Annotated in this window: 14 protein-coding genes; 6 read left to right on the top strand and 8 right to left on the bottom strand. The window is 63.9% G+C overall.

Going from position 1 to position 15,657, the window contains the following annotated elements:
- Positions 1-6: 6 nt before the first annotated feature.
- Entirely contained in the window at positions 7-801 is a 795-nt protein-coding gene (locus SG26_RS15110; protein WP_014040275.1) for an RIO1 family regulatory kinase/ATPase, read from the top strand.
- Positions 802-818: 17 nt separating this feature from the next.
- On the opposite strand, the gene SG26_RS15105 is transcribed toward SG26_RS15110, so the two are convergent.
- The 5 genes from SG26_RS15105 to SG26_RS15085 form a co-directional block, all read right to left on the bottom strand.
- Positions 819-1,721 carry a DMT family transporter gene (locus SG26_RS15105; RefSeq protein WP_050038012.1) on the bottom strand — a complete coding sequence of 301 codons (903 nt, stop codon included), beginning with the start codon at positions 1,719-1,721 and terminating at the stop codon, positions 819-821.
- A gap of 151 nt (positions 1,722-1,872) precedes the next feature.
- On the bottom strand, positions 1,873-2,358 hold the full coding sequence (locus tag SG26_RS15100) for an SRPBCC family protein (protein ID WP_014040273.1): 486 nt from the start codon (positions 2,356-2,358) through the stop codon (positions 1,873-1,875).
- A gap of 63 nt (positions 2,359-2,421) precedes the next feature.
- Positions 2,422-3,678: a Glu/Leu/Phe/Val dehydrogenase gene (locus SG26_RS15095; RefSeq protein ID WP_014040272.1), complete on the bottom strand. Its 1,257-nt coding sequence runs from the start codon at positions 3,676-3,678 to the stop codon at positions 2,422-2,424.
- 309 nt (positions 3,679-3,987) lie between these two features.
- Positions 3,988-4,371 (bottom strand): DUF5658 family protein, encoded by a 384-nt coding sequence (locus SG26_RS15090; RefSeq protein WP_050007112.1) that lies wholly within the window; start codon positions 4,369-4,371, stop codon positions 3,988-3,990.
- A gap of 128 nt (positions 4,372-4,499) precedes the next feature.
- Positions 4,500-6,263, bottom strand: a complete 1,764-nt coding sequence (locus tag SG26_RS15085) for an acyl-CoA carboxylase subunit beta (protein WP_050038011.1) — start codon at positions 6,261-6,263, stop codon at positions 4,500-4,502.
- 107 nt (positions 6,264-6,370) lie between these two features.
- On the opposite strand from SG26_RS15085, the gene SG26_RS15080 reads away from it, so the two are divergent.
- Positions 6,371-8,380 (top strand): PKD domain-containing protein, encoded by a 2,010-nt coding sequence (locus SG26_RS15080; protein WP_050038010.1) that lies wholly within the window; start codon positions 6,371-6,373, stop codon positions 8,378-8,380.
- A 16-nt stretch (positions 8,381-8,396) separates the two neighbouring features.
- Here SG26_RS15080 and SG26_RS15075 read toward each other — a convergent pair whose 3' ends face one another.
- Entirely contained in the window at positions 8,397-9,272 is an 876-nt protein-coding gene (locus SG26_RS15075) for a class 1 fructose-bisphosphatase (protein WP_050038009.1), read from the bottom strand.
- A 269-nt stretch (positions 9,273-9,541) separates the two neighbouring features.
- Between SG26_RS15075 and SG26_RS15070 the strand changes: the two genes are divergently transcribed.
- On the top strand, positions 9,542-10,399 hold the full coding sequence (locus SG26_RS15070) for a 3-hydroxyacyl-CoA dehydrogenase family protein (protein ID WP_014040268.1): 858 nt from the start codon (positions 9,542-9,544) through the stop codon (positions 10,397-10,399).
- Between the two features lie 105 nt (positions 10,400-10,504).
- Positions 10,505-11,653, top strand: a complete 1,149-nt coding sequence (locus SG26_RS15065) for an acyl-CoA dehydrogenase (RefSeq protein ID WP_050038008.1) — start codon at positions 10,505-10,507, stop codon at positions 11,651-11,653.
- Here SG26_RS15065 and SG26_RS15060 read toward each other — a convergent pair.
- The gene (locus SG26_RS15060; RefSeq protein ID WP_050038007.1) at positions 11,650-11,904 is read right to left on the bottom strand and encodes a hypothetical protein; all 255 of its coding nucleotides are present in this window, start codon (positions 11,902-11,904) and stop codon (positions 11,650-11,652) included. The two genes, SG26_RS15065 and SG26_RS15060, sit on opposite strands and share 4 nt — an antisense overlap.
- 87 nt (positions 11,905-11,991) lie before the next feature.
- The gene (locus SG26_RS15055; RefSeq protein WP_023843250.1) at positions 11,992-12,282 is read right to left on the bottom strand and encodes a PadR family transcriptional regulator; all 291 of its coding nucleotides are present in this window, start codon (positions 12,280-12,282) and stop codon (positions 11,992-11,994) included.
- Positions 12,283-12,369: 87 nt separating this feature from the next.
- On the opposite strand from SG26_RS15055, the gene SG26_RS15050 reads away from it, so the two are divergent.
- Positions 12,370-12,657 carry a hypothetical protein gene (locus SG26_RS15050; protein WP_014040264.1) on the top strand — a complete coding sequence of 96 codons (288 nt, stop codon included), beginning with the start codon at positions 12,370-12,372 and terminating at the stop codon, positions 12,655-12,657.
- Between the two features lie 289 nt (positions 12,658-12,946).
- Positions 12,947-15,613 (top strand): alkaline phosphatase PhoX, encoded by a 2,667-nt coding sequence (locus tag SG26_RS15045; RefSeq protein WP_050038006.1) that lies wholly within the window; start codon positions 12,947-12,949, stop codon positions 15,611-15,613.
- The last annotated feature ends 44 nt before the right edge of the window (positions 15,614-15,657 follow it).

Here is a 15,657-nt window from a genome sequence, read left to right as displayed (position 1 = left end):
GGTGGAATGGCGTTCCGGCGACTCCTCCGCGGGACGGTCCCCTGGGAGCAACTCGAAGGCGTGGTGCGAGCGGTAATGGAGCGGTACGACGAGCCCGCGGCCCATGTGGCGTTTCTGGAGGCGGACAACTGGCTCTCGACTCCGCTGGTCGTCAATGATCAGTGGTTCGTGAAAGTCATCACGGGGCAGAACTCGCTGGTTCATACACTGTTGACCGCCGGCCGAAACATCGGCGCGTTCTCGTCAGGGACCGAGGGTTTTTTCGAGCATTTCGGGACGCCCTACGAGATGGCAGAACACGAACTGGCGGCGACCCGGCGGATGCGGGAGATCGGCGTCAACGCCCCCGAGCCGATAGAGGCCTTCGAATACGACGGGATGGGGGTACTCGTGCTGGAGTACATCCCAGACTTCGAACCGCTGGACGACCTCCCGGCCGAGACCGTCGAGCGACACAGCCCGACGGTGTTTGACTTTCTTCACCGGATGCACGAGGACGGCCTGGCTCACGGCGATTTCCGGTGTGAGAACGTGCTCGTGGCCCACGACGACCTGTACTTCATCGACGCCACGAGCGTGCGCGAGGAAGCGATCAGCGACGCTCGCGCCTACGACCTTGCCTGTGCGCTGGGCGCGTTGGAGCCGCTCATCGGTGCGCCGCCGGCTGTCTCCGCCGCCGCACGCCACTACGATACGTCCGAGTTGCTGGCCGCGGAGGAGTTCCTCGACTTCGTCAACATCCGCCCGGACCACGACTTCGCCGCCGCAGAAATCCGTGGAGCCGTGGAAAAACGCGCATAGACTGGCTCGGAACAGTGTCAGTCCGCCGGCGTTGCCCCGACCGCCCGGCTTCTTGCGACAACGCCGATACCGACGAGCACGACGGCCCCGCCGGCGACGGTCGACGGCCCGGGTATCTCCGCGAGTAACAGCAGCGCCAGCAGCGCGCTCCCGACTGGCTCACCCAACAGCGAGACGCTAACCATACTGGATTCGACGTGTGCCAGTGCCCAGTTGAGGACGGTGTGGCCGAACACGCCGGGACCGATGGCCATCGCCAGGAACAGGGCCCATTCCTGCGGCGGGTAGCCGGTCACGGGGTGGCCCGACGCGACGACGAAGCCGAGGAGGCATATCGCGGCGACGCCGTAGACCACGGTCACGTAGGGGATGAGGGGGAACCGCTGGCGGAGCGAACGCCCGGCGAGCACGTACCCGGCGGCCATGACACCGCCGACGAGGGCCAGCGCGTTGCCGTACAGCGGACGCGGGCCGATGGCTCCGCCGCCGAGCAGTTCGCCGACGGACATCACGACGATGCCACCGATAGCGACGAGGATGCCCGCCGTCGTGCCGCGCGTGACGCGCTCGTCCAGCAGCGCCCACGCCCCGACGGCGACGAACAGCGGCTGGCACTGGACCAGCGTGACTGACGCCGCGACGCTCGTCCACGCCAGACTCTCGAACCACGCGGCGAAGTGAACCGCGAGCGCGACGCCAGTCGCCGCAGCCGCCAGTACATCCCGCCGGGAGAGCCGTCCGAACGCCGACCGATGCCGGCCCAGCGCCAGCGGGGCCAGCAGCGCGGTCGTCAGCAGGACGCGATAAAAGGCCGCGACCGACGCCGCTGCCGCGCTCCAGCGGACGAGAATTGCGCTCGTACTGACTGCGAGCACGGCGACAGCCAGCGCGATTCGCGGGTCGACTCGCGGCTCCGTCACGTCCGTTTCGCTCCGTTGTGGCGCGGAGACACCACGACTTCATCAGTTACCGCGACGGCGCGTCTACTCATCCTCTGGCAGTATCCGACACGGGGATAAAGAAACACCGGAGACCATAGTCGGGACCGTGCCGTCCGCGGACCCGAATACGCTAGCCTTCGAGCAGTTCCTTCGTCTGCTGATGGCGATACCGAAACATCGGCTCCATCCCCAGACAGCCGAAGGGGCCGAGCGCCTGGCCCAGCGGTCCGCCAGGCAGTTCGAACTCGACGTGGTCGTGGACGAGCGTCTCCCTGTCGCTCAGCGCTTTGAACGTATGCGTGTGTTCCCAGTGGGGGAACGGCCCTTCCTCCATCACGTCGCGGAACATCGCTTCGTCCTCGCCCTCCTCCCGCGCAACGATATTCGAGACCCAGCGCTGGCGCGGCGGCACGCCGAACGGCTTGATTGAGGATTCGACAACCGACCCGGCGGTCAGTTCCTCGGGATTCGGCTCGCCATCCGGTCCCCGCTCCGCCTCGATGCGGATGTTCATCCAGTCGGGAGTCAGCGCGACCAGCCCATCGCCCGTCGCGTGGAACTTCCAGACTTCTGACAGCGGGGCTTCGACGCGAACCTGCCGCTCGTAAACGTTCATACACGCAGTAGGGGAAGCGCCGGCAAAACACCCGCGATAGCCACGACCGATGCCGGGACGGAGTCAGGGCCAGATACCGCCTTCCTCTGCGGCAGCGACGACGCGCTGGATGGCGACGACGTACATCGCCGTCCGGAAGTTCGGCGCGCCGGTCTCCTCGTAGGTCTCGACGAGGTCGTCAAACGCGTTCGTAATGATGGTCTCCAGTTCGTCGTTGACCCGCTCTTCGGACCAGTAGAACCGCTGGCGGTTCTGGACCCATTCGAAGTACGACACCGTGACGCCGCCGGCGTTGGCGAGGATATCAGGGAACACGGCCACGTCGCGCTCCGTGAATACGTCGTCCGCGTTCGGTGTCAGCGGGCCGTTTGCCGCCTCCACGACGATGTCGGCCTGTACGTCGCGTGCGAGGTCGCCGTCGATGGCGTTTTCGAGCGCCGCCGGAACGAGCAGATCCACGTCCATCGTCAACAGCTCCTCGTTCGTCAGCTCTTCCGTCGCGCCCTCGTAGCCGGCTAGCGACCCGGTCTCGCTTTTGAACGCCTTCGCGTCGCGTGCGTCGAGTCCGTCGGAGTTGTAGACGGCACCGGAGGAGTCGGACACTGCGACAATGTTCGCGCCCAAGTCCTCGATGAGCTTCGCCGCGACGGAGCCGGCGTTCCCGTAGCCCTGCACGGCCACGGTTGCGTCCTCGATGTCCTTGCCGAGATAGTCGAACGCTTCGCGTGCGGTGAGCATCACGGAACGACCCGTCGCCTCGACGCGGCCCGCACTGCCGCCCGACTCCGGGGCCTTGCCGGTGATGACGCCGGGCTCGGTGGTGTTCTCCAGCGTCTCGTATGTGTCTTTGATCCAGTTCATCTCGCGCTGTCCGGTGTTGACATCGGGCGCGGGGATGTCCCGGTCCTCGCCGATGATCGGGCGAAGTTCCTTCGCGAACGACCGCGTTATCCGCTCTATCTCGTCGGCCGAGTACTGGCGCGGGTCGATCTCGATACCGCCTTTCCCGCCGCCGTAGGGGATGTTAACGGCGGCGCACTTGTACACCATCCAGCCTGACAGCGCCTTGACCTCGTCGCGTGTGACCTGCGGGTGATAGCGGATTCCGCCCTTGTACGGCCCTCGGTCGCCGTTGAACTGTGAGCGATAGGCTCGAAACACCTCGACGGAGCCGTCGTCCATCTCCACGGAGAGGTTCGTCTCCAGCACTCGCTCGGGGTGTTTCAGCCGTTCGAGCACGTCGGTCGAATATTCGAGATAGTCCGACGCGTCGTCGATCTGCTCCTGTAAACTCTCAAACGGGTTTACCTCTGGAGACATACGCGGAATGTCTCAGACTGTGGGCAAAAGAGTACCGCCGTCCATGGGATTCTCTAGACGAGCGATACCCACAACGGCACTAGTCGGCCACATGGATTGCTGGCGATTGAGCACGGTCGTCCATGGCGATACGATCCGTGCGGAAACGGCGGTCCTGTACAAGCGACTGACCGGCGACGAAGTCGTGGTATCGCTACGATGCAGGTCGACGCCTACAGCCAGGACGACACGCTCGTCTGTACGTTCGAGCGGACGGCCTTTGTCCACCGTGCAGACGACTGAAATCGGAGGACGGAAACCCCGAGACGGCTACAGGCTAATCAAGAGGACCGCGTTTATCACGACGGCCGCCACCCACGGGAGCGCTAGCCCGAGCGGCACGACGACGCCGCGCTGCTCGTTCAGCAGCTGGCGGGTCAGCCCTGCAAGCCCGAGAACGCCGACTTTCGTCGCTCCGAGAACGGCGATCCCGAACGTCTCTATCGCGGCCCGCATCACGGGGTTTCCCTCGTGGAGGCCGTGCTGGAGGCCGACGTGTGTCAGCCACACGTCGACGATGAGCGTCACGGCGACTACCAGCCATAGCTCTCGCTCGACGGCCGCTAGTTCGTCAAGCAGGGCGCTACACCACCTGTCGATGATCCCTATCGGGACCGTTCGGTCCGTTGTGAACACGTCACCCTCCGCAACCACGCCCCCACGTGGTCTGTTATCCTGTTTTCACCCAGTGTATTAAATACACAGTGTTTACTACTGAAACGGAAGGGGTAGGGGCTGTCTACTCCCGAGAAACACGGGTGTATGGGCCGCCACGAATACAGTCAGAGAATCGTCCCGTGTTTCTTCTCTGGTCGGTCCTTTTCGACGTCCTCGTATAGGTCAAACCGGGCAACGGTTTCGTCTCGGAGGTCACCCGGCGGAACGATCTCGTCGATGACGACTTCGCTCGCCATCCGGTGGACGTCGATGCCTTCGCGGTACGCCTCGCGTAGCTCCTGCTCGCGCTCGGCCCGCTCTTCCGGGTCGTCGATTGCGTCCAGTTTGTTCGCGTACACCGCGTTTATCGCGGCTTCGGGACCCATAATCGCGATTTCGCTGCCCGGGAGCGCGAGGGTCGCTTCGGGGTCGTAGGCGGGACCTGACATGGCGTAGATGCCCGCGCCGTAGGCCTTCCGGACGACGACGCACTGCTTCGGAACGGTGGCCTGCGAGGTAGCGTAGATCATCCGCTTCCCGGCTTCCAGTATGCCCTCCTTTTCGACCGAGGAGCCTGCCATGAACCCCGGCGTGTCACAGAGGTACAGCAGTGGGATGTTGTAGGCGTCACAGGTCCAGACGAAGCCGGCCGCTTTGCGGGCCGAATCAGGGAATATTGCGCCGGCCCGCTGGCTCGGCTGGTTGGCGACGATACCGACGGGCCGGCCGTCGACTCTGGCGAATCCAGTCAGAATTTCGGCCCCGTACTCCGACTGCAGTTCGAAGAAGGAGTCGGCGTCGACGATGTGTTCGATAACTCGGTGCATATCGTAGCCTTTGTTCGGTTCTGCGGGGATGACCGAGTCGAGGCCCGCAGGGTCAACTGCCGGCGCGGTCCCGTCGGTCCGTGGCGGTTTCTCGTCAGCGTTATCGGGCAGATACGTGATGAGTTGCGCCACGAGCTCGCGGGCGTGGTCCTCGTCGTCGGCGACCAGATCCGCGCTGCCGGAGTGACGGGCGTGCAGGTCCGGCCCGCCGAGCGTTTCGAGGTCGATGTCCTCGCCAGTGACCATCTCGACCATTCGGGGGGATGCGATTGCCAGTGCGCTCATGCCACGGACCATGACGGTGAAGTCGGCGAACACCGGTGTGTAGGCCGCGCCAGCGATACACGGGCCGTATAGGACGCATATCTGTGGAACCGCGCCAGATAGCAGCGAGTGGTTGTAGTAGAACTTCCCGATCCCTTCGCGGTTGGCGAAGAAGCCTCGTTGCTGGTCGATACGGCCGCCCGAGGAATCGACCAGATACAGTAACGGCTGTCCGCTCTTCAGCCCGCGCTCTTGCAGTCGGAGGAACTTCTCGACGCCGTGGCGAGCGATTGATCCCGCCTTGACGGTGAAGTCGTTGGCGGCGACATGTACCTGTCTGCCCTCGAAGGTCCCCGCGCCGGTGATGAGTCCGTCAGCCGGCAGCCGGTCGTCCTCGTCGTCCACGTCGGGACTGCTGGGATGCCACGAGTCGAAGTTCGCGAACCGGCCGTCCTCGAAGTCCAAGCCATCGTCGCCGAACCAGAGTTCGAGTCGGTCGCGGACGAACAGCTTCCCCTGCTCGGTGAGGCGGTCGCGGTACTTCTGCGGCCCGCCACGTTCGATGTCGGCGATCTCTTCACGGAGGCGTTTCTCTCGTTCCGTCGGTGCAGCGTCCGCCGAATCGCCGTCCACGGCTGTATCTTCGGCCCCATCTTCATCGGTCACCTCGCGGACTAGCGTGGGGGTTTCCTCGTCGCCGACGTACACTTCCACAGTTCGGCCGGTGTGTTCGGCGACAGCGGCCGCGATGGCCGACGCCTCGTCGCGCGTGGCCTCGGCCGTGATATGCACTTTCATACCACACCCAACGGACCCGGGGATCACAGTAGTTACCCCGCGTGCGATTATCACCTCTCGTAATGGTGGCGCACCATTGATATCGGGTGCCGGACTACTCATGTACCATGAGTGCCACCGGCCACCCCCGAGAGACGCCGCCGTCGGCCAGGCGTCGTCGCCGGTGGCTCCTGCTTCTCGCGGTATTCCTTTTGTTCCCGCTGCTCATTGCAGTCGCTTCTGGCACGGTCGCGGCCGAAGACACCGAGTCGCCGGAGTGGGGCAATGCGACGCGGGGCAACGCGACGACTATCGAGGTGTCCCTGTACGACGACGGTGGGTCGGTGGACACGAGTACGATTCAGGCAGCGGATTTCGAGCTAACCGCGGGTCGAGTGGAGAACGTCTCGGTCGCATCGATCAACGCCTCCGGCGAAAACAGGACCGGGGTGCGCGTCTCCCTGCTGCTAGAGAGAAAAGTCGACACAGACAACGTCACTGTCAGCCTCCGTGACACCGCCAGTGTCACCGACGAAGCGGGGAACGAACTTCCCCACGAGTCGGTCACCGTCACCGGGATGGACGCCGTCGTGCCGAAGTACCAGTCGTTCGAGGTACGCCGCGTCAATAGCTCCACCGCCCGCATCTCTGTTGGGATTCACGAACCGATACAGCAGCTTCGAATCTCCGTCGGCGGCCCATCGCTAGACACACTCAATATCTCGGGATTCACCGAACGCACCGGTAACACGATCACGTACACACGAAAGTACACGTTCCCGGAGGAGGGTGAGTACTCGCTGCTGCTGATGTCGGTGACCGACGAGAACGGTAACGAGAACTCCTTTGGCCGACAGCGGACGTTCCTCTATGACGATTCCGCACCGAACGTCACCGTTGCCGGGCCGGAGAACGCGACGGTCGGCGAGTCGGTGACTTTCTCCGCGGCGGGGACGACAGACGATCAGGGCGTCGAGTCGGTCCGGTGGCAGGTGGGGAGCGATACGATCCTGACCGGCGAGAACATCACCGTGGCCTTCGCCTCGCCCGGCAGTCACGAAGTCACAGTGACCGCCGCCGATCCGCTCGGGAACACGGAAATTGTGACCAGAGTCGTGTCTGTGACGGGCAATGGAACCGCCGGGAACGTGACTGTGCGGCAGCCGAACGCGACCGTGGCGAACGTCTCGGTGAACGGATCCGGCCAGACACAGCAGATTCGGCCCTCGGAGGGGCCACTCGTCACCAGTGAGAACGGAACGCTGGAGCGGCTTGCCGCGTCGTTCCCGCGTAACGAATCCGCCACACTCACCGTCCGCTCCCGCCAGCCCACGCCAGCGTTTACGACTGCCACCGGGCACACCGGCGTCAGCCGGTTCGATATCGACCACGGCTCCGTTCCGGCCGAGGACGCGACGTTCACGTTTACTGTTGACCGTGACGCGCTGGCGGCGGTCGACGCGGAACCCGATGCTGTGACGCTGTTCCGGAAAGACGACGGGTGGACGCCGTTAGCGACCGACATCGCCGGCCGGAGCGAGTCACACATCGTCTACCGGGCTGACTCTTCGGGCTTCTCGACGTTCGTCGTCGGAGTCGAACAGACAGCAGCGACAGACATGGATGCGGAGGCGGCGACAACCGACTCGGAAACGTCGACGGCCGAACCCGAGACGACCGAGACACAGACAGAAGAACCCGGACAGCCGGATATCGTGGTCACGAACGCCACGGCAGTTCCATCGGAACTCGGCCCCGGCGAGCGAACCGTCATCGCCGTCGAGCTTGAAAACCGGGGAACTGCGAGCGGGGACCACAACGTGATCGTCGCGCTCAACACCTCGATACTGACGACGCGGACGGTCACGGTCCCTGCCGGTGAGACACGAACGACGGAGTTTGCTCGCTCGGTACCCGCAAACAAGACTGGTGAGCTAATGGTCGACGGGCAACGCATCGGGAACGTGACAGGCGGCAGCGGTGGCCTGCCGATTCCCGCGTTGCCGTCCATCGGGATTCCGAACCCGCTCTCGCTGTGGCCCGACGGCATCGTCGGCACCGTTCTTGGCGGGCTCCTGGGCGTCGCTGTCGGGCTGTACGGCGTTCTCAAAGCGCTGGCGATATATCTCGGTTACTGAAACAATATCCGAGCCGTCAGTCGATAGTCGCTTCGAGCCGGTCGATCAGGTCGTCGTTCCCGAGATACAGCGGCGTCCGCTCGTGTAGCTTGTCGGGCTCGATTTCGAGCAGCGACTGGTCGCCGTCGGAGGACCGACCGCCGGCCGACTCAAGGATGTAGGCCATCGGCTGTCCCTCGAACTGGACCCGGAGCTTTCCTTCGGGGCGTGACTCCAGTGCGGGGTACGAGAAGATACCGCCGTATGTGAGCACCTGATTGATGTCCGCGACCATCGCTCCGCCGTATCGGAGTTTCAGTTCGTGACGGACGTCCTCGGCGTAGGATTCGAACTCGTCTGTCCAGGAGTCGACCCCGCCGCCGAACCCGAACACTGTGGGGTCCTCCGGAACCGTCACGTCGTCGTCGACGACCCGCTTGTCGCCGTCTTCGAGGATGTACTCGTGGACGCTGCCGTCCCGGGCGACGACCATCGAGGTGATGGGGCCGTAGATGACGAACCCGGCGGCGAGTAGATTGGTGCCGACCGTCGGCGGCTGTTCGCTGTAGACGCCGAAAATCGTCCCCATCCCGCTGTTGGGTTCGAGGTTGCTCGACCCGTCGAGCGGGTCCATGGCGACGTGGAGGCGACCGTCTGTCGTTTTCACGTCCGCGCGTTCCTCGCTGGCGTAGGAGGCGACACCGTCGATGTCAAGCACCCGCTCCTCGAACAGTTCGTCGGCGCGCAGATCAGCCGCGAGCTGGTCGTCGCCGGTGGGGTTGACCGAGTTGCTCTGGCCACGGTGGTCGGCGATGGCGCGGCGGACGTCCGGTGTCGTCGCGGCGATGGTCTCGATGACTGCCGTGACTGTCTGCTCGGCTTCGGTGGTCGAAATGTCGAGTGACTTACTCATTTGTCAGATTAGGGGCAGGGACTGGCCATCCGGTGACCAGTCGAATTTTTCTCCGAGCCTGCTGCCCGCAGGGTCTCTCATCACCAGTAGGTTCCCCGGCACACCATAAGTATCTTTTTGCTGACATTTACTACATTTCGAGTGAATATTCAGCCGCGGGGCAGTGCTTGCCGGTAAGCCTGTGACAGGTTGACTCGGTCGGATTGGGGCCGCCATGCCGATCCGATACCGTCGGCAGACTTACACGACCGCCGGACGAAGGCGCGGGTATGCATCTCGAAACAGTCGACACCGTCGGCGTCGTCGGAGCCGGAACGATGGGTAACGGTATCGCACAGGTCACAGCGACGGCCGGCTACGACGTCGTCATGCGCGATGTAACAGACGAACTGGTTGCCGCCGGGTTCGAGGAGATCCAGTCGAGCTTCGAGACGCTCGTTGCGCGCGACACAGTGACAGAACAGGAAGCAGAAGCGGCAACAGCCCGCATCACCGGAACCACAGAGATGGAGGACCTCGCGGATGCCGACCTCGTCGTCGAGGCCGTAACAGAAAACATGGACATCAAGCAGTCCGTGTTCGAGGAGCTCGACGCCGTCTGCGGGCCGGACACGGTGCTAGCCAGCAACACGAGCACGCTCTCGATTACGACCATCGCTAGCGTCACCGAACGGCCAGAACAGGTCCTCGGACTGCACTTCATGAACCCTGTACCGATCATGAAAGGCGTCGAACTCGTCGTCGGTGAGAAAACGAGCGACGAGACGGTGACGCTGGGCCGCGAGTTCGCACACGACATCGGCAAGGAGACCTGGGAGGCCGACGACAAGCCCGGGTTCGTCGTGAACCGGGTGCTGATGCCCTGGATAAACGAGGGCATCCGGGCGTACGACGAGGGCGTCGCGGATAAGGCCGACATCGACCGCGGGCTAACTCTCGGAACGAACGTCCCCATGGGGCCGCTCGAACTGGCCGACCACATCGGCCTCGACGTGGTCCTCGATGCCTCCGAAACGCTGTATGAGGAACTGGGCGACCGCTACAAGCCCGCATACCTGCTCAAACGCAAAGTCACGGCCGGCGACCTCGGCAAAAAGTCCGGGCGGGGCTTCTACGACTACGACTGATAGATCTGCGGTGGCGAGCACAGATAGTAGCGAGCCGAGTACCATACCCGGCAACGGGCCGCGCGTTGGCCAACAGTAAAGACCCAACCCGCGTTAGAATCTGTCATGGACTTTAGCCCCACACAGGAACAACGCCAGATACAGGAAATGGTCTCGGAGTTCGTCGACGACGAGGTCAAGCCGCGGGCGGCGGAGATCGACGAAACCGACGAGTTCCCGTGGGACCTCGTCGACGAGATGGCTGATCTGGGCCTGATGGGAATGCCGATTCCGGAGGAGTACGGCGGGGCCGAACTGGACTACCACAGCTACGCGATGGCCCTCGAAGAGATTTCGCGGGGAAGCGGCGGGCTCGGCACAATCGTCGCCGCCCACATCTCGCTGGCCTGCAACATGATCTACGAGTTCGGCAACGAGGCTCAGAAAGAGACCTACCTCACGCCGCTGGCCGAAGGCGAGGAGATCGGCGCGTTCGCCCTCTCCGAAGCAGGCGCGGGCAGTGACGTGCCGGCGATGGATACCACTGCCGAACCGGTCGACGGCGGCGACGCCTATCTGGTCAACGGCGGGAAGCTCTGGATCTCCAACGGCTCCGTCGCCGACACTGTCGTCCTGTTCGCGAAGACCGACCCCGAGGCCGGCAACAAGGGTATCTCCTCGTTCATCGTCCGCCCCGAGGAGGACGACGGCTTCATCGTCGAAGGGACCGAGCACAAACTCGGCGACAAGGGCTGTCCGACCGCCGAACTGCGGTTCGACGATATGCGCATCCCCGCCGACCGTATGCTCGGCGAGGAAGGCCGCGGGTTCGTCCACGCGCTCAAGACGCTCAACGGCGGCCGCATCACTATCGCTGCCCGCGGCGTCGGCATCGCCCAGGCCGCACTGGACGAGGCGCTGCAGTACGCGCAGGACCGCGAGCAGTTCGACCAGCCCATCAGCGACTTCCAGGCCATCCAGCACAAGCTCGCCGACATGGACACGAAAACGCAGGCCGCCCGCCTGCTGATGCATCAGGCGGCCGACAAGAAGATGGCCGGCGAGTCGTTCGTCAAAGAGGCCGCCCAGGCCAAACTGTACGCCTCAGAGGTGTCCCGTGAAGTGGCGAACGAGGGCATTCAGGTCCACGGCGGCTACGGCTACACGAAGGACTTCCCGGCCGAGCGGTTCTACCGCGACGCGAAACTCAACGAGATTTACGAGGGCACCAGCGAGGTCCTCCGCAATACCATTGCCAGCGAGCTTCTCGATTAGGGAATCGAGAGGAGCGCTTCGACGACCACCGCACGCGTGAAGTAAAACGGCTTTCCGTCCGCACGGTAGCGGTTCGCACTGATTGTTCCGAGCGTGAGGAGTACCGCCACGCCGACGGTCCCGGCGAGCATCCCGACAATTTCCGACGGCTGAACAGCTGTGCGTGCGAAGACGTACGTTGCGACGCTGGCGAGCGCCGCGAACGGGAGGGCGTCCAAGCCTGCCAGGAGGAGCGAGCGGGACAGGGACATACCTGTGTTCTGTGGGAGCGGTCACAAAAAGGGTACCCCATCAACGGCGGCGCAACGAAATCCAGCAGAGGCTGGCAAGCAGCGCCGTCAACCGTCCTCACCAAGCGCTTCGCGCATCCACTCGAACTGGTCTCGAAGCCGCCGCTCACCGGCGTCGGTCAGTGAGTACTTGTCAGCGATGCCGTCCTCGCGGTGGGTAACGAACCCGGCCGATTCCAGCGCGTCGAGCGCGCCGTAGAAGCTCTTCGGTTCGATTCGCGTGTCGTAGCGGCGTTCGAGCCGCGTCTTCAGCCGCTGGCCGGAGAGTTCGCCGTCCTCGGCGGCGGCCAGCAGGACGCACATATCGCGCCGACGGCCGCTCTGAAGCCACTTCGCCATATGTGTCTCGTCACAGCCGTCCGGTTTCGCGTTTGCGGTTCCGAGCGGACCGCCAGGTTCGCATACCCCCGCTCCCTAGAGCCGCCGATGACCGACTCCGAACTCCCCGTCGAGGCGTCAGCGGACGGTATCACGGCCACCTATCGAGAGACCGACGAGGAACGGCTGCTGACATTCGAGAGCGACGGCGGGAGCGCCGCGGTCGCACAGAACATCGAGGGGTACGCGATGCTGAAGGTCCGACCGACCGCGGACGGCGACGAACTGGAGCGATACTACGGCTTCGACATGGCGCTCGACCACGCGGCGGAACTGCTGGGCGTATCCCCGAATGTGCTTCCGGTCCCAGAGCCGGCTGCCGACATGGGGATGTAGCCACCCGGCTCGCCCGCCACAGCGACTACTTGTTTGACTCGTGACTCGGTCGGGAGTGGGGCGACACTGTGCCAGCTACTCGAAGCGGACTGGTACGTAGGTGAGGACGAATCAGTGCGTGAACGACTGCAATCAGAGCTATTCAGTACCCATCCCGACAAAATAGCACTATTTCTGATACGTCTAATTCATTAGCAGTACGTATCGAACCGAGGCAATATGACCGCTCTAAAAACATCATACGAATATTATAAACTTGCTTTAATAATCACTGCTACCCCTCACTCGCATGGTCGATTTCACTCGACGGCAGGTGCTTTCACAGTCGGTGGCTGCTGCACTTGGGGCCAGCGTCATCGGCGTGGCAAGTGGGGAAGAGGTCGAAGAGACAGACACACCGGGCGCTCCGAGCGTCGCCGGGAGTCTCAAACGCTTCTCGACGACGGCGTTCGGCGCGGAAGTGACCGGCCCGTTCGTCTTCGAAGACGGGTCACTACTGTACAGTCTCCAGCACCCGGAAGGGGAGAACCCCGAACCGTTTGGACGGGCTGCGGTGGGCTATTTCAGCGGCTTCCAGTTCGAGTTCGACGGGAGTAACGACGATTTCCCGGAGGTGGGGGTTCCGGACACCGAGGAGAAACAACGTCAGGTCCGGTCCGCAGCCGGCGACTACGAAATCCTCGTGCAGGGACGCGAACCCATCAACGGTGGGGCGGAACGGCTCGGTGTAGTCCAGACGCCCGACGGGACGGATATCACCCAGGAGAACTTCGCTGGCACCCAGTACGGCGGTGCGGCGACGAACCCCGACTGTAATCAGTTCGTCCCGACCAACGACGAGGGGACCGAGGGATACCTGTTCACGAACTGGGAGAACAGCCCCGGATGCGTCTCGCGGGTCCCGCTTAGCCAGGACGAAAACGGCGAGTGGAGTGCGGACTCCGGGAACGCAATGAACTTGACCAACACCGACTCCCTCCGTGAACACGGCGGGACGCGGATCAACTGCTACGGGGACCTCAGTCCGTGGGAGACGATGATTTCCGCCGAGGAGAACTACGCACACCCCCGCGTCAGTCTGACGGCGACGGTGAGCGACATCGTCGAGGCGGGGTCGGGCGAGGGACTCATCGGCGGATGTCAGTTCTGGAACCGGCCGAACCCGAGCGAGATATCGGGCGCGATCGAGTCCTACGCCGAGAGCGGCGACCTCGACGAGAACTTCGGCCCGCAGGGCTACTGGGCGCTGACCGGCGTCGAGTTCCTCGCGTACTACCTCGGCGCGGAGCGCGATGACCAGGGCGACGGCGAGAACCTCGCAACGACGCTGCTCGACGACGTGTATCCGAACCCGTACCGGTACGGGTACTTCGTCGACTTCCGCGAACCGACCGCCGACGAACCCGAAGCGGTCAAGTACTACGTGATGGGGCGGGCCTCGTGGGAGGCACCCGACATCGAAGGCGACCAGCGGACCGTCTACGGCTGTTCCGACGGCGACAGCAAGGGCATCTACAAGTTCGTTGCCGACGAGCCGATTCCGGAGTACGACGACCCAATGGACGTCGCCGGGACGCTGTACGCACCGAAGATCACGAACGACGCGGCCAACGCCGCCGAAGCCGGGGAGCGGAACTCCCCTGCACAGACCCCGCTCGAAATCGAGTGGATAGAACTCGGCCACGCCACGAACGGCGAGGTCGAGTCCTGGGTCGCCGAGTACGACGACGTGACCCAGGCCGACTACCTCAGCGCACACGCTGACTGGGAAGACGGCGACGAGGTGACCGAAGCGGCCATCAAGGAAGCCGATCTCTCCGTCATCGAGAACGGGAATCAGAACTACATCACGAACGAGGACATCGTCGAGTGGGCCGAGCAGTACGAGGCCAACGGTCCCGACGGCGTCGACGAGGACCTCCGGCGCGTCCCGTTCTTGGAGACCCGCGCGGCCGCCAAGGAAATCGGCGCGTCAATCGAGTTCAACAAGGCCGAGGGCGTCGACAGCGTCGACGACTCCCAGCCCGGCGATTTCATCTACTTCGGCATTTCGGAGTTCAACGACGCGCTCGCGGACGACGAGGGCGACATCCAGATGGACCGCGTCGACGGCGGCGTCGTCTACCGCGGGGTGCTGGAATCGGACTACAACGTCTCGACGCTCGAACCGGTCATCACCGGCCCCGACTTCACCGACTCGCCGGAAGACGCAAACGACGCGCTCCGGAACATCGACAACGTCTACACGATGCGCGACGGCCGCGTCATCTGCTGTGAAGACGGCTTCGGCGGCCCCGCACGCTCGTATCCGAACGACGGCCTCTATGTCTACCAGCCCAACGTCGTCGTCAGCGCCAACTCCGCCGCGGTCGGCAGCGGGTCGACGGGTAGCGTCCCGCTGACCGCCTCGTCGCTCCCCGCTGGCTTCTCCGGCGCTCGGCTCACCGTCAGCGTCTCGAACCCCGAAATCGCGTCTATCACCGGTGTCTCCTTCCCCGACGCGCTCGGACTCACCGAGAGTTCCATCAGCGACGACGGCTCGTCGGCGACAATCCGGGTTGCCGACGTCAACACGAACGTCCAGTCCGGTGCGATGGACGTGCCACTCGCAACGCTCGACGTCCGCGCCAACGGCGGTGGCACGACCGACCTGACCGTCTCCATCGAGCAGATGGACGACGAGAACGGCAACGCCATCGAGGCAGAGGTCCGAAACGGCATCGTCGTGGGCGGCCCGAAGACGGTCGTCGGCGACGCCGCGCCGACCGATCCCGACGGCGACGGCCACTTCGAGGACCTCAACGGTAATGGCCGTCTCGACTACGAGGACGTGCAGGTGCTGTTCTCGAACATGGACTCCGACAGCATCCAGTTGAACACCGGAGCGTACGACTTCAACGAGAACGGCAAGATCGATTTCGCGGACGTGACAGCGCTCTACGAAGAGGTCAACTGACTGCCGCGACCGAGCCATCCTCCCATCTTTCGATACAGCAACAC

It is taken from the genome of Haloarcula sp. CBA1115 (assembly GCF_000827835.1).
Taxonomy (GTDB): Archaea; Halobacteriota; Halobacteria; order Halobacteriales; family Haloarculaceae; genus Haloarcula; species Haloarcula hispanica.
Note: the sequence above shows the minus strand (reverse complement) of the source record. Positions and strands in the feature narration are given on the sequence as shown.

Coding starts and splice junctions, on each gene's coding strand:
- SG26_RS15085 (WP_050038011.1), bottom strand. CDS start 6,263: ATGAAAGTGCATATCACGGCCGAGGCCACGCGCGACGAGGCGTCGGCC.
- SG26_RS15095 (WP_014040272.1), bottom strand. CDS start 3,678: ATGTCTCCAGAGGTAAACCCGTTTGAGAGTTTACAGGAGCAGATCGAC.
- SG26_RS15070 (WP_014040268.1), top strand. CDS start 9,542: ATGCATCTCGAAACAGTCGACACCGTCGGCGTCGTCGGAGCCGGAACG.
- SG26_RS15045 (WP_050038006.1), top strand. CDS start 12,947: ATGGTCGATTTCACTCGACGGCAGGTGCTTTCACAGTCGGTGGCTGCT.
- SG26_RS15110 (WP_014040275.1), top strand. CDS start 7: ATGGCGTTCCGGCGACTCCTCCGCGGGACGGTCCCCTGGGAGCAACTC.
- SG26_RS15060 (WP_050038007.1), bottom strand. CDS start 11,904: ATGTCCCTGTCCCGCTCGCTCCTCCTGGCAGGCTTGGACGCCCTCCCG.
- SG26_RS15055 (WP_023843250.1), bottom strand. CDS start 12,282: ATGGCGAAGTGGCTTCAGAGCGGCCGTCGGCGCGATATGTGCGTCCTG.
- SG26_RS15075 (WP_050038009.1), bottom strand. CDS start 9,272: ATGAGTAAGTCACTCGACATTTCGACCACCGAAGCCGAGCAGACAGTC.
- SG26_RS15065 (WP_050038008.1), top strand. CDS start 10,505: ATGGACTTTAGCCCCACACAGGAACAACGCCAGATACAGGAAATGGTC.
- SG26_RS15050 (WP_014040264.1), top strand. CDS start 12,370: ATGACCGACTCCGAACTCCCCGTCGAGGCGTCAGCGGACGGTATCACG.
- SG26_RS15100 (WP_014040273.1), bottom strand. CDS start 2,358: ATGAACGTTTACGAGCGGCAGGTTCGCGTCGAAGCCCCGCTGTCAGAA.
- SG26_RS15080 (WP_050038010.1), top strand. CDS start 6,371: ATGAGTGCCACCGGCCACCCCCGAGAGACGCCGCCGTCGGCCAGGCGT.